The organism is Streptomyces sp. NPDC093586 (assembly GCF_044764905.1).
Classification (GTDB): domain Bacteria; phylum Actinomycetota; class Actinomycetes; order Streptomycetales; family Streptomycetaceae; genus Streptomyces.
Genome location: NZ_JBIWJA010000002.1, coordinates 101,308 through 115,343, shown reverse-complemented (window position 1 = coordinate 115,343; position 14,036 = coordinate 101,308). Strand labels below are relative to the sequence as shown.

Here is a 14,036-nt window from a genome sequence, read left to right as displayed (position 1 = left end):
AGTCGGTCGAGCGGAAGGGGAGGGCGCAGGGGATGAGTTCCGGCGCACCTGCTCATAACGCTTCGGTGCACAACAACGGGCACGGAGCCACGGATCGGACAGCCGCAAGGCACCATGGACCGATGCGTGACGACGAGGCGGCCCCCGACCAAGGGACGGTCGGCGGGCTCGTGCACCGCGCCGTCGACGGGGACGAGCAGGCCACGCACGACCTGCTCGCCCATGTCCACCCCCTGGCGCTGCGTTACTGCCGGACACGTCTGTCCCGGCTGCCCGGCGACGCCCGGCACTTCGTCGAGGACCTCGCCCAGGAGGTCTGCGTCGCGGTGCTCCTCGCGCTGCCGCGCTACAAGGACACCGGACGCCCCTTCGAGGCGTTCGTCTTCGCCATCGCCGCCCACAAGGTCGCCGACCTCCAGCGCGCGGCGATGCGACACCCGGGCTCGACGGCGGTCCCGTCCGACGAGATGCCCGAGCGGCCGGACGACTCGCTCGGCCCGGAGGAGCGGGCGCTGCTCAACAGCGACGCCGCCTGGGCCAAGAAACTGCTGGCCAACCTGCCCGAGAACCAGCGGGAGCTGCTCCTGCTGCGCATCGCCGTGGGGCTCACGGCCGAGGAGACGGGTCAGATGTTGGGAATGTCACCCGGGGCCGTGCGCGTCGCCCAGCACCGTGCGCTGAGCCGCCTGCGGGCGCTGGCCGAGCAGTAACCCGCCAGGTGGGCGGGCGGAGCGGTTCCTTCGCGCGCATTCGTGCGAAACCACGACCGCTGAAGGGTTCCTTGATCGTGGAATGATCCACCTCCGCTTCCCGTTAGCATGGACATCCGCACCGAGCAAGGCCATTTGGGGAAGGTGTCATGACTGCCAACGTCGACGGAGTGCCCGAGAAATTCGCGACACTCGGGCTGACCTACGACGACGTGCTGCTGCTGCCGGGTGCATCAGAGGTGCTCCCCAACGCGGTCGACACCTCGTCCCGCATCTCCCGCAACGTCCGGGTGAACATCCCGCTGCTCTCGGCGGCGATGGACAAGGTGACCGAGTCCCGCATGGCGATCGCCATGGCCCGCCAGGGCGGCGTCGGCGTGCTGCACCGCAACCTCTCCATCGAGGACCAGGTCAACCAAGTCGACCTCGTCAAGAGGTCCGAGTCCGGCATGGTCACCGACCCGATCACCGTGCACCCCGAGGCCACGCTGGCCGAGGCGGACGCCCTGTGCGCCAAGTTCCGCATCAGCGGCGTCCCGGTCACCGACCCGGCCGGCAAGCTCCTCGGCATCGTCACCAACCGGGACATGGCCTTCGAGTCCGACCGCACGCGCCAGGTGCGCGAGGTCATGACGCCGATGCCGCTGGTCACCGGCAAGGTCGGCATCTCCGGTGTGGACGCCATGGAGCTGCTGCGCCGCCACAAGATCGAGAAGCTTCCCCTGGTCGACGAGGCGGGCGTCCTCAAGGGCCTCATCACGGTCAAGGACTTCGTCAAGGCCGAGCAGTACCCCCACGCCGCCAAGGACTCCGAGGGCCGGCTGCTGGTCGGCGCCGCCGTCGGCGCCAGCCCCGAGGCGCTGGAGCGTGCCCAGGCCCTGGCCGCGGCGGGCGTGGACTTCCTGGTCGTCGACACCTCGCACGGCCACAACAGCAACGCCCTGAGCTGGATGGCGAAGATCAAGTCCAGCGTCGGCGTGGACGTGATCGGCGGCAACGTCGCCACCCGCGACGGCGCCCAGGCCCTGATCGACGCCGGCGTCGACGGCATCAAGGTCGGCGTCGGCCCCGGCTCGATCTGCACGACCCGCGTCGTCGCCGGCATCGGCGTCCCGCAGGTCACCGCCATCTACGAGGCGTCCCTCGCGGCCCGCGCGGCCGGTGTCCCGCTGATCGGCGACGGCGGCCTGCAGTACTCGGGCGACATCGGCAAGGCGCTGGCCGCCGGTGCCGACACGGTGATGCTCGGCAGCCTGCTCGCGGGCTGCGAGGAGTCCCCGGGCGAGCTGCAGTTCATCAACGGCAAGCAGTTCAAGTCGTACCGCGGCATGGGCTCGCTCGGCGCCATGCAGTCCCGCGGCCAGGGCCGGTCGTACTCGAAGGACCGCTACTTCCAGGCCGAGGTGGCCTCCGACGACAAGCTGGTGCCCGAGGGCATCGAGGGCCAGGTGCCCTACCGCGGCCCGCTGGCCAACGTGCTGCACCAGCTCGTCGGCGGCCTGCGCCAGACCATGGGGTACGTGGGGGCCGCGACGATCGCGGAGATGGAGTCGAAGGGCCGCTTCGTGCGGATCACCTCCGCCGGCCTCAAGGAGAGCCACCCGCACGACATCCAGATGACGGTCGAGGCACCGAACTACAGCCGCAAGTAGGCAGAAGGCCTTCCAGGGCGGCCCCGGACGGGTTCCGGGGCCGCCCTCGCCGTGCCCGGAGGGGACATCGGGGATACTGGAAGGCGCTGCAACGCATCAGGGAAAGGCCACAGACGTGACTGAGATCGAGATCGGGCGCGGCAAGCGCGGCCGCCGGGCGTACGCCTTCGACGACATCGCCGTCGTCCCCAGCCGCCGTACGCGGGACCCGAAGGAGGTCTCGATCGCCTGGCAGATCGACGCCTACCGCTTCGAGCTGCCGTTCCTGGCCGCTCCCATGGACTCGGTCGTCTCCCCGGCCACCGCCATCCGCATCGGCGAGCTCGGCGGCCTCGGCGTCCTGAACCTCGAGGGCCTGTGGACCCGGTACGAGGACCCGCAGCCGCTGCTCGACGAGATCGCCGCACTGGACGCGGACACCGCGACCCGCCGCCTCCAGGAGATCTACGCCGCTCCCATCAAGGAGGAGCTGATCGGGCAGCGCATCAAGGAGGTCCGCGACTCCGGCGTGGTCACCGCCGCCGCGCTCTCCCCGCAGCGCACCGCCCAGTTCTCCAAGGCGGTCGTGGACGCCGGCGTCGACATCTTCGTCATCCGCGGCACCACGGTCTCCGCGGAGCACGTGTCGTCCTCGCACGAGCCGCTGAACCTGAAGCAGTTCATCTACGAGCTCGACGTCCCCGTCATCGTCGGCGGCTGCGCCACCTACACGGCGGCCCTGCACCTGATGCGCACCGGCGCCGCGGGCGTCCTCGTCGGCTTCGGCGGCGGCGCCGCGCACACCACGCGCAACGTGCTGGGCATCCAGGTCCCGATGGCCACGGCCGTCGCCGACGTGGCCGCCGCCCGCCGCGACTACATGGACGAGTCCGGCGGCCGGTACGTCCACGTCATCGCCGACGGCGGTGTCGGCTGGTCCGGCGACCTGCCCAAGGCCATCGCCTGCGGCGCCGACGCGGTGATGATGGGCTCGCCGCTGGCCCGCGCGACCGACGCGCCGGGCAGGGGCAACCACTGGGGCATGGAGGCCGTCAACGAGGAACTGCCCCGCGGCAAGAAGGTCGACCTCGGCACGGTCGGCACCATCGAGGAGGTCCTCACCGGCCCGTCCCACACCCCGGACGGCTCGATGAACTTCTTCGGCGCCCTGCGCCGCGCGATGGCCACGACGGGCTACAGCGAGCTGAAGGAGTTCCAGCGCGTGGAGGTCACCGTCGGGGACTCGCAGCACCGGCGGTAGTCACCCGAACGGCGTACCGAGGGCCCGGAGCGAACGCTCCGGGCCCCTTCGCGCGTCCGGGGGCGCTCAGAGGCGGTGCGCCGCACCCGTGGGCGTCGCCCCCCGGGTGTCCAGCAGCAGCTGGGCCTTCACCGACAGTCCCTGCAGGTCGTACGTGCGGTGCTGCTGGAGGAGGATCGTCAGGTCGGCGTCCGCGGCGGCCTCGTACAGGGAGTCGGCGCGGGGGACGGGGCGGCCGGCGACGTTCCAGGCCGGGACGTGCGGGTCGTGGTAGCTGACGGCGGCGCCCATCGACATCAGGCGGGTCGCGACCTCCTCGGCCGGGGCGGCCTGCTGGTCGGCGAGGTCGGCCTTGTAGGTGACGCCGAGGAGCAGGACGCGGGCGCCGCGCGCGGACTTGCCGTGCTCGTTGAGCAGGGCGGCGGCGCGCTGGACGACGTAGCGGGGCATCTGCTCGTTGACCTGCTGGGCCAGCTCCACCAGGCGCAGGCCGCGGGGGGCCCGGCCGGTCAGGTCCTGGGGCACTGAGTGGCCGCCGACGCCCGGACCGGGGCGGAAGGCGTGGAAGCCGAACGGCTTGGTCTCCGCGCAGCGCAGGACGTCCCACAGGTCCACGCCCAGGTCGTTGCAGAGGACGGCCATCTCGTTGACCAGGGCGATGTTGACGTGCCGGAAGTTGGTCTCCAGGAGCTGGACCGTCTCCGCCTCGCGGGGGCCGCGCGCGCGGACCACCTTGTCGGTGAGGCGGCCGTAGAAGGCGGCGGCCGACTCGGTGCAGGCGGGGGTGAGGCCGCCGATGACCTTCGGGGTGTTGGCCGGCGTGAAGTCGCGGTTGCCCGGGTCGACGCGGCTGGGGGAGTAGGCGAGGTGGAAGTCGCGGCCGGCGCGCAGTCCGGAGCCCTCCTCGAGGAGGGGGCGCAGGAATTCCTCCGTCGTCCCCGGCTGCACGGGCGATTCCAGGATCACCGTGGTGTGGGGGCGCATGTGGGCGGCCAGGGTGCGGGCCGCGGCCTCCACCTGGCCGAGGTCCAGGCCGCCGTCCGGGCCCGGCGGGGTCGGCGCGCAGATGACCGCGGTGCGCACCCGGCCCAGCTCGGTGGGGCCCGCCGGGGTCCGGAAGCCCCCCGAGAGCATCCGGCGCAGTTCGGCGGGGGTCAGGGGCCCGGGCTCGGGTCCGGTCTTGTAACCGAGCGTGGGGACGCCGGCGGCGACGGCGGCCTGGGCCAGGGGCAGGCCGTACGGGCCGAGTCCGATGACGGCGAGATCTGCGGGCATGGCGTGGGCCGTCCTTCCCAGTAACCGAAGCGGGGCAGGTGCGCAAGCCCGGTGGACAGAGAGGGCGAGCACAAGGTCAGACTAGGAGTAAATATGACCGATTTGCGGGATTGATCGGCCGAGTCCGGGCGAGTGTCGACGGTGACCGGTGGGGAGGTTGTCCACAGGCTGGGGCGCGTGGTGGCTGAAGTCGGGCAACCCGGTCAGAATCTGGGCAGGGGGTACACGGAACCGGGCTACGCCCGACGGGTGCGGCCGACGCGACCGACAGCGGGAGGCAGCAGTGAGGACAGCGACACTGGGGCCGGCGCAGCGCGCCGAGGCGCTCGCGGCCATGGCCGAGCGTGAACTGGACGTGCTGGTGGTCGGCGCGGGCGTGGTCGGCGCGGGCACCGCCCTGGACGCCGCGACGCGCGGCCTGTCCACCGGCCTGGTCGAGGCGCGGGACTGGGCGTCGGGCACCTCCAGCAGGTCCAGCAAACTGATCCACGGCGGCCTGCGCTATCTGGAGATGCTCGACTTCGCGCTCGTACGGGAGGCACTGAAGGAGCGCGGACTGCTGCTGGAGCGGCTCGCGCCGCACCTGGTGAAGCCGGTGCCGTTCCTGTACCCCCTGCAGCACAAGGGCTGGGAGCGGCTGTACGCGGGGTCGGGCGTGGCGCTGTACGACGCGATGTCGATGGCCCGCGGGCACGGCCGGGGCCTGCCCCTGCACCGGCACCTGAGCAGACGTCACGCGCTGCGCGTCGCGCCCGCCTTGAAGAAGGACGCGCTGGTCGGCGCGCTTCAGTACTACGACGCCCAGATGGACGACGCCCGGTTCGTCACCACCCTGGTGCGCACCGCCGCGGCGTACGGCGCCCCGGTCGCCAACCGGGCGCGCGTCACCGGCTTCCTGCGCGAGGGCGAACGCGTGGTCGGCGCGCGCGTACAGGACGTCGAAGGGGGCGGCGAGTACGAGATCCGCGCCAAGCAGGTGGTGAACGCGACCGGTGTGTGGACCGACGACACCCAGGCGATGGTCGGCGAGCGCGGCCAGTTCCACGTCCGGGCGTCCAAGGGCATCCACCTGGTCGTGCCCAAGGACCGCATCCACTCCACCACCGGGCTGATCCTGCGCACCGAGAAGTCCGTGCTGTTCGTCATCCCCTGGGGGCGGCACTGGATCATCGGGACCACGGACACCGACTGGGACCTCGACAAGGCGCACCCGGCCGCCTCCAGCGCCGACATCGACTACCTGCTGGAACACGTCAACTCGGTGCTGGCCGTGCCGCTCACGCGCGACGACGTCGAGGGCGTGTACGCCGGGCTGCGACCGCTGCTGGCCGGCGAGTCGGACGCCACCAGCAAGCTGTCGCGCGAGCACACCGTCGCCCACCCGGTACCGGGACTGGTCGTCGTGGCGGGCGGCAAGTACACGACGTACCGGGTGATGGCCAAGGACGCCGTGGACGAGGCGGTGCACGGGCTCGACATGCGGGTCGCCGACTGCGTCACCGAGGAGACCCCGCTGCTCGGCGCCGAGGGCTACCACGCGATGTGGAACGCGCGGGCGCGGATCGCCGCGCGCACCGGCCTGCACGTGGTGCGCGTGGAACACCTGCTCAACCGGTACGGCGCCATGGCGCAGGAGCTGCTGGATCTCGTCACCGCCGACCCCTCGCTCGGCGAGCCGCTGCACGCCGCCGACGACTACCTGCGCGCCGAGGTCGTCTACGCCGCCTCGCACGAGGGCGCGCGGCACCTGGACGACGTCCTGACCCGGCGCACCCGCATCTCCATCGAGACCTTCGACCGGGGCACCCGCAGCGCCCGCGAGGCCGCCGAGCTGATGGCACCCGTCCTGGGCTGGGACAAGGGCCAGATCGAACGCGAGGTCCAGCACTACGAGAAGCGGGTCGAGGCCGAGCGGGAGTCGCAGCGCCAGCCGGACGACCTGACGGCCGACGCGGCCCGGCTCGGGGCGCCCGACATCGTGCCGCGGTAGGCGGCCGTGCCGCGACAGGGGAGCCGGGCGCGGTGACACGGGGTCGGTACGCCGTGCGGCGCGTTCCCGCACCCCTCGCGCGGGCCCGCGGAACGCGCCGTTCCACGGGCCCCGCGCCGTGCCGGGCCGGGGCGCGGCACGAGAGGCACCCTGGGCGTCGAGCACTTGCCGGGTGAGAGACAATGAAGGCTCTGTCAGGGCGGGTTGCATGAGGGGACGCATGTCGGAGGCGGAGCGGGCGGGGACATCCCGTACGGACAAGAGCGCACGTCTCCTCGCCGGGCGGTACCGGCTGGGGGACGTGCTCGGCCGCGGCGGCATGGGGACGGTGTGGCGCGCCGAGGACGAGACCCTGGGGCGCACGGTCGCCGTCAAGGAGCTGCGGTTCCCGGGCAACATCGACGAGGACGAGAAGCGCCGCCTGATCACGCGCACGCTGCGCGAGGCCAAGGCGATCGCACGGATCCGCAACAACAGCGCCGTGACGGTCTACGACGTGGTCGAGGAGGACGACCGGCCGTGGATCGTGATGGAGCTCGTCGAGGGCAAGTCGCTCGCCGAGGTCATCCGGGAGGACGGCCTGCTGGACCCGAAGCGCGCCGCCGAGGTGGGCCTCGCCGTCCTCGACGTGCTGCGCTCCGCGCACCGCGAGGGCATCCTGCACCGTGACGTGAAGCCGTCCAACGTCCTGATCGCCGAGGACGGCCGGGTCGTGCTCACCGACTTCGGCATCGCCCAGGTCGAGGGCGACCCGTCCATCACCTCCACCGGCATGCTCGTCGGCGCCCCCTCCTACATCTCCCCGGAGCGCGCCCGCGGACACAAGCCCGGCCCGGCCGCCGACCTGTGGTCCCTCGGCGGCCTGCTGTACGCGGCGGTGGAGGGCACCCCGCCCTACGACAAGGGCTCCGCCATCGCGACGCTCACCGCGGTGATGACGGAGAACCTGGAGGAGCCGAAGAACGCCGGACCGCTGCGGGACGTCATCTACGGGCTGCTCACCAAGGACCCCGCCCAGCGGCTCGACGACGCGGGCGCCCGCGCGATGCTCAACAGGGTCATCCACGCGCCCGCGGCCCGCGCGGACGCGGCGGAGCCGCTGGACGCCACCAAGGTCGTACCGCTGCCGGCGCAGCAGGACGAGAGCACGCGGCGCGGCGGCGCGGCGGGCGTCGCGGGCAAGCGGGAGGAGGCCGGGGAGCGGCTGCGCGGGGCCCTGCGCTCCGTGCGGAAGGCCACCGCGGGCGCGGGCGCGACGGGTGCCGCGGCCACGTCCCGCACCGAGCCGGCCGACGAACGGACCCGGTCGGGCTCCGCCGGTGCCACCGCCGCGTCGGGCACCGCCGGGGCGGCGGCCGCACCGGCCCGGACGACGGCCCCCGGGACCGGGACCGGCGGGGGCGCCGGCGCGCCGAACGCCGCCGCGGGCGGACGCAGTTCCGGCTGGCCCGTCATGCCGCCGCCGGACCTGCCGCACCGGCCCGTGCCCCGCGCACCGCTCACCGACGTGGTGCCGAAGCGGACTCTCGTGATCATCGCGGTGATCGTCGCCCTCGCCGTCCTCGGCACCGTGCTCGCCCTCACCCTCGGTGGCGACGACGACGCGGACAAGGGCGCGTCCGGCGGCGGCACGACCGCCACCGCCGCCGCGAGCGGTGACACCGGGCAGGACGGGACCGGAGGGCCCAGCACCGACGGCTCCGCCTCCGGGCCGGCGACGGGCACCTCCTCGGACGCGGGCACCCCCGGCGCGAGCGCCTCCGGCGAGGACGACGGCGCGGCCACCACCCACCGGGGCGGCCAGGGCTACTCGATCGGGCTGCCCGAGGGATGGAAGTTCCAGTCCTCGGGCTCCACCGGCGACCGGTTCACCGGGCCCGGCGGGCAGAAGCTGCTGGTCGCCTGGACGTCCACGCCCAAGGACGACCCGGTCGCGGACTGGAACAACCAGGAGCGGTCCATGGTGCGCCCCCAGTACAAGAAGATCCGCATCGAGAAGGTGGGCTACCGCGGCTGGAACGCGGCCGACTGGGAGTTCACCTACCAGGACGGCGGCACCGCGTACCGGACCGTCGACCGGGGGTTCGTCGTCAACGACCACCAGGGGTACGCGCTCATGTACACGGCGAAGGCCGACGACTGGGACGGCGACCAGCGCCGGGACAGCTGGCGGACGCTGACGAAGACCTTCACGCCCAAGTCCTGAGCCCGGCGGTCCCGGGTCCGAGCGGCCCGAGATCCGGCATCCCCTCTCTGCGGGTTGCCTCCGGCACGTATCGTGAGTGCTTGCGGACCGTACGCACCCGGAACGGGCCGCCAGGCGAACGGAATTGACCGACCGGTACCGACCGACCGGGCTGCCGGGGGAGGCAACGTGGACGACTACGCGGGACGGGTACTCGCCGACCGCTACCGCCTGCCGCTGCCGCCTTCCGACGAGTACGAACCGACCGAGAGCCGGGCCTTCGACACCTACAGCGGCCAGGAGGTCCTGGTCCGGCAGGTGCCGCTGCCGGAGGTCGTCGAGGCGGAGGTGCTCGACGCGGACGGCCTGCCCGACGGTTTCACCGCCCGGGACGGCGGTGCCCGGCGTCCCGGCCCGCGGTACCAGGCGTCCCCGGGCGGCCCGGGGCGACCGGCCGACCCGGTGGTGCGGCGCGCCGTGGAGGCCGCGCAGGCCGCGGCCGCGGTTCCCGACCACCCGCGTCTGGACCAGGTGTTCGACGTCTTCGCCGAGGGCGGTTCGCTGTGGATCGTGAGCGAGCTGGTGGCCGCGAGGCCCCTGGCCGCCCTGCTCGCCGAGCAGCCGTTGACCCCGTACCGGGCGGCCGAGGTTGCCTCCGACGTCCTCATGGCGCTGCGGGTGCTGCACGGCTACGGCTGGGTGCACCGGAACATCACCGCCCGCACGGTGATGGTCTGCGACGACGGCCGGGTGATGCTGACCGGCCTGGCGGTCGGGGCGGCGGAGGAAGCGCTGTGCGGCTACGACCCGGTGCCCGCCCCGGAGGACGACGGGGACGGCCCGGATCCGGCCGCGCGGGCGGACGCTGCCGGGGCGCCGGGCCCGGGCGGGCGGACCGGCGGAAGCGGAACGCCGGGTCCCGGCGGTGCCGGCCCCGGGGCCGGGGCTTCGGGCTTCGACGGACAGAGCGGTGGGCCGGGGGCCGGTCCGGCCGGGCGTGCGGCCGGGGCACGGGACCCTCGGGGGCCCCTGGGGCCCGGCGGGGCGGACACGGGGGCCGGTGCGTTCGGTCCCGGCGGGACCCGTGGCGAGGCCGGTGCGTCGGGTGGCGGCCTTCCCGGTCCCGCGGCCGAGGCGTTCGGTTCCGGCGGGGGCGGACCCGCCACCGGCGCCTTCGGTTCCGGCGGTACCGGACGCACGACCGGGGTCTCCGGAACCGGTGCCGCTGATCCCGAGGCCGCCCGGCGGGCCGCCATCGAGGCGCGCAACGAGCGCGGACTGCCCACGGCCGGCCCGGAGGGCCCCCGCGGGCTCCCCGCCGGCTTCACCCCCGCCCCGCGCGACACCGGCGGCGACATCCGCGCCGCCCGCGCCGGGGCCATCGCCGCCTACCGCGCGGGCGCCCGCGCCGCGGCCCGCGTCCAGGAGGCGCAGAACGGCCGCGCGGCCCTGCCCGGCGCCCGCTCCGCCCCCGACGACGGCACCACCGCGCACGGCAGCGCCCCCGCACCGCCCGGACAGATCACCGACCCCTACGGCGTCCGTACGACCCCCTGGCACGGTGCCACGCCCCGTACGTCCGGCGACCCGGCGGGCACCCCCGCCCCCGCACCGGCCGGTGACCGCACCGGTCTGCCCCCCGCCCCGCGGCGGGAGGCCGCCCCCGCCCCGGCCACCGGCGGCTGGGACGATCCGGGCGCCCGCGCCCCCGCGCGGCGCGGGCCGGACACCGCGCTCGCCGCCGAGCGGGCACGGCAGGCCCGGATGGCCGTGGTCGGGCCCGTGACCGAGCGCTGGGCCCCGGAGCAGGCCGGGCCGGTGCACGAGAACTGGCAGCTGGCCGCTCCCATCGGCCCCGCCACCGACCTCTGGGCGCTGGGCGCGCTGCTCTTCCGCGCCGTCCAGGGACACGCGCCCTACCCGGAGGAGTCGACCGCCGAGCTGGTGCAGATCGTGTGCGCGGAGCCGCCCGCGTTCGCCGAGGAGTGCGGACCGCTGCGGCCGGTCGTGGAGTCGCTGCTGCGTCAGGACCCCACCGAGCGCATCGACTTCGAGGAGCTGAGCGGCTGGCTGCGTTCCCTGGTGCGGTCGGCACCCGAACCGGAGGCCGGACTGCACGTCGTCGCGGCCCCGCCCGCCGACACCAGCAGGCTGCCCATCGTGCGCCGCCGGGGCGAGCTGGTGCGCAGGCGGCGCGCCGGGCTGCCCGACCACCACGGGCGGCACAAAAGGGGCCGGCGGGAACCGGACCGTTCACCGCGCAGCCTCGGCCGGACCCTGCTCCTGCTGATCCTGCTCGCCCTGGCCGGAGCGGTCGCGTACGCCATGTTCTTCATGCCGAAGAGCGACACCGACGGGGCCGGCGCGCCCGGTCGGACGGGCGCCGCCGCCGAGGCGGGCCGGGCGCCGTCCGAGCGGTCGCCCGGGGCCGGCGGCGGGCCGCGGCCCGAGCGGTCGTCCCCGAAGAGCGACCCCGCCTCCTCGGGGTCGGCCGGATCCGCCGAGACACAGACCGCCGGCCCCGACACCGCCGACGGGTTCGATCTGCGCAAGGACCCGGAGGGCTTCCGGGTCGCCGTGGCCGAGGGCTGGACCCGCACACCGCGCAACGGCAGCGGCCAGGTCGTCTACAGCAAGGGCGACTTCCAGCTCATCATCGTGCCCGGCCGGGACGGCTCGGGCGAGTTCGGCACCGACCCGATGACCTACCAGCGCGACAGCGAACCCGAGTTGGCGCCGTACCGCGCCTCCAGCTGGGCCACCGCCGGCGGGCTGAAGAACATCGAGGTGGGCGGACGCGCCATGGCCGAGGGGCAGTTCACCTGGACCGGCGCCGACGGGGGCGAACTGTTCGTGCGCAACGTCGCGATGCTGATCGGCGGGCGCTACCACGTGGTGCAGGTGCGCGGTCCGGAGGCGGAGCGCGACGAGGTGACCCGGCTGTACGAACAGGCGTCGGCGACGTACCAGTACACGCGCTGAAGGGACTTGGGGCACCGGGGGGACCGCGCGCGTCCGCCGGCCGACGCGGTGACCGGCCCGGCGGTTGCGTCCCGGCGCGGGAAGCGACAACCGTCACAGAGCGGTCTCCGGACCGCCCCGCCCGTTCCCCGAACGGGACTCGGTACCTAGTCTGGCCCTGACAAGACCATTGCGGGGAAACGTGAATCAGATGCAGGACCGGCTCGTCGCGGGCCGTTACCGGCTCGGCGAACCCATCGGCAGCGGTGGCATGGGCCGGGTGTGGCGCGCTCACGACGAGGTGCTCCATCGGATCGTCGCCATCAAGGAGTTGACCGCCGCGCACTACGTCTCCGAGAGCGACCGGGCCATCCTGCTGGCACGCACCCGGAGCGAGGCGCGCGCGGCCGCGCGGATCAACCACTCGGCCGTCGTCACCGTGCACGACGTCCTCGAACACGACGGCCGGCCGTGGATCGTGATGGAGCTGGTCGAGGGCCGCTCCCTGGCCGACGCGGTCAAGGACGACGGGTGCGTCGAGCCGCGGGAGGCGGCCCGTGTCGGCCTGTGGGTGCTGCGCGCCCTGCGCGCCGCCCACACCGCCGGGGTCCTGCACCGCGACGTCAAGCCCGGCAACGTGCTGCTCGCCGACGACGGCCGGGTGCTCCTCACCGACTTCGGCATCGCCCAGATCGAGGGTGACTCCACCATCACCCGCACCGGTGAGGTCGTCGGCTCCGTGGACTACCTGGCGCCCGAGCGGGTGCGCGGCCACGACCCGGGCCCCGCGTCCGACCTGTGGGCGCTCGGCGCGACGCTGTACACGGCGGTGGAGGGCCGGTCGCCGTTCCGCCGCACTTCGCCGCTGACCACCATGCAGGCGGTCGTCGAGGAGGAGGCCGCCGAGCCCCGGGACGCCGGTCCGCTCGCGCCCGTCATCAACGCCCTGCTGCGCAAGGATCCGGCCGACCGGCCCGACGCGACCGAGACCGAGCAGCTGCTCGCCGAGGCGGCCGAGGGGCGGCGCCCGGACGCGGCCCAGGCGTACGTCCCGACGCAGTACGCGGGCACCGGGCACGCGCAGCCTCCGGCCCACCCGGGGACGGACGGGTGGACGCCGTACCCGCCGGTGACCGGCCCGACGGCCGTGGGACAGCAGGCGGCAAGCCCGGCGGCGGGCCCCGTGCCGAGCGGCGGTACGCCGGTCCCGGGGCAGCCGTCCGCCGGCCCCGCGGGCGGCGCTCCCGCACGTCCCCGGCGCCGCCTGTGGACGCTCGCCCTGGCGCTGGTCGTCGCCGCCCTGGTCGGCGGCGGCACCGCTGTGCTGCTCCAGGCGGCGGACAAGGGACGGGAGACGGACCGGGGGGCCGCCGCCCGGACGTCCGCCCCGCCCGCCTCCGGCTCCCCTTCCGCGTCCGCGTCCGGATCACCCTCCGCCTCCGCCTCCGCGGACGAGGAGGCCACGGGTTCCGTCCCGGCCGGCTGGGAGCGCCACGACGACCCGCTGGGTTTCAGCCTCTCCCTGCCCCGGGGCTGGGAGCGGCGGGAACTCGAGGGCAGCGGCAGCCTGCGGCAGGTCGACTACACCCCCGACGGCGGCCTGCACTTCGTGCGCATAGCCGTGGACACCGCGCCCGACTTCAGCGACCCCTACGCCCACCAGCTCGACCTGGAGCAGCAGCTCCAACGGCTGGTGGACTACCGGCGCCTGACGCTCGAGCACTCCAGCTACCGCGACCGTCCCAGTGCCCGCTGGGAGTACACCTGGACGGCGCTGGCCAAGGACCCGCCCTACGTCGCCGGGCCGCGCCGCGCGGTCGAGGAGATGTACATGTCCAGGGACGGCGTCGAGTACGTCATCTACATGTCCGCCCCCGCGCGGGACTGGACGGTCACGAGCGAGCACTTCGCCGCCGTGCTGCGCAGCTGGCGGGAGAAGCCGGCCTGACCCCTGCCGCACGCACGTGCGGGAGCCCGGCCGACAGCGCCCGCACGCCCGTCGATTGTCGGCCACGCGCCGCCC

The 14,036-nt window shown here is 74.3% G+C and carries 8 protein-coding genes; 7 read left to right on the top strand and 1 reads right to left on the bottom strand.

From position 1 onward, the window contains the following. Positions 1 to 122: 122 nt before the first annotated feature. The 3 genes from ACIRFH_RS02650 (at position 123) to ACIRFH_RS02640 (ending at position 3,602) form a co-directional block, all read left to right on the top strand. Entirely contained in the window at positions 123 to 710 is a 588-nt protein-coding gene (locus tag ACIRFH_RS02650) for a sigma-70 family RNA polymerase sigma factor (RefSeq protein WP_019329587.1), read from the top strand. Between the two features lie 149 nt (positions 711 to 859). Then, the gene (guaB, locus tag ACIRFH_RS02645) at positions 860 to 2,362 is read left to right on the top strand and encodes an IMP dehydrogenase (RefSeq protein WP_403516752.1); all 1,503 of its coding nucleotides are present in this window, start codon (positions 860 to 862) and stop codon (positions 2,360 to 2,362) included. Positions 2,363 to 2,477: 115 nt separating this feature from the next. Continuing rightward, positions 2,478 to 3,602 carry a GuaB3 family IMP dehydrogenase-related protein gene (locus ACIRFH_RS02640; protein WP_403516751.1) on the top strand — a complete coding sequence of 375 codons (1,125 nt, stop codon included), beginning with the start codon at positions 2,478 to 2,480 and terminating at the stop codon, positions 3,600 to 3,602. A gap of 66 nt (positions 3,603 to 3,668) precedes the next feature. Here ACIRFH_RS02640 and ACIRFH_RS02635 read toward each other — a convergent pair whose 3' ends face one another. Continuing rightward, the gene (locus ACIRFH_RS02635; RefSeq protein WP_403516750.1) at positions 3,669 to 4,877 is read right to left on the bottom strand and encodes a nucleotide sugar dehydrogenase; all 1,209 of its coding nucleotides are present in this window, start codon (positions 4,875 to 4,877) and stop codon (positions 3,669 to 3,671) included. 283 nt (positions 4,878 to 5,160) lie between these two features. Between ACIRFH_RS02635 and ACIRFH_RS02630 the strand changes: the two genes are divergently transcribed. From ACIRFH_RS02630 to ACIRFH_RS02615, 4 genes are all read left to right on the top strand, one after another. Beyond that, positions 5,161 to 6,867, top strand: a complete 1,707-nt coding sequence (locus tag ACIRFH_RS02630) for a glycerol-3-phosphate dehydrogenase/oxidase (RefSeq protein ID WP_403516749.1) — start codon at positions 5,161 to 5,163, stop codon at positions 6,865 to 6,867. A 220-nt stretch (positions 6,868 to 7,087) separates the two neighbouring features. Further along, entirely contained in the window at positions 7,088 to 9,073 is a 1,986-nt protein-coding gene (locus tag ACIRFH_RS02625; protein ID WP_403516748.1) for a serine/threonine-protein kinase, read from the top strand. Between the two features lie 168 nt (positions 9,074 to 9,241). Further along, positions 9,242 to 12,034, top strand: coding sequence for a protein kinase (locus ACIRFH_RS02620; protein WP_403516747.1), 2,793 nt, complete (start codon positions 9,242 to 9,244; stop codon positions 12,032 to 12,034). A 190-nt stretch (positions 12,035 to 12,224) separates the two neighbouring features. Continuing rightward, on the top strand, positions 12,225 to 13,961 hold the full coding sequence (locus ACIRFH_RS02615; protein WP_403516952.1) for a protein kinase: 1,737 nt from the start codon (positions 12,225 to 12,227) through the stop codon (positions 13,959 to 13,961). The last annotated feature ends 75 nt before the right edge of the window (positions 13,962 to 14,036 follow it).

Coding starts and splice junctions, on each gene's coding strand:
- ACIRFH_RS02650 (WP_019329587.1), top strand. CDS start 123: ATGCGTGACGACGAGGCGGCCCCCGACCAAGGGACGGTCGGCGGGCTC.
- guaB (WP_403516752.1), top strand. CDS start 860: ATGACTGCCAACGTCGACGGAGTGCCCGAGAAATTCGCGACACTCGGG.
- ACIRFH_RS02635 (WP_403516750.1), bottom strand. CDS start 4,877: ATGCCCGCAGATCTCGCCGTCATCGGACTCGGCCCGTACGGCCTGCCC.
- ACIRFH_RS02625 (WP_403516748.1), top strand. CDS start 7,088: ATGTCGGAGGCGGAGCGGGCGGGGACATCCCGTACGGACAAGAGCGCA.
- ACIRFH_RS02615 (WP_403516952.1), top strand. CDS start 12,225: ATGCAGGACCGGCTCGTCGCGGGCCGTTACCGGCTCGGCGAACCCATC.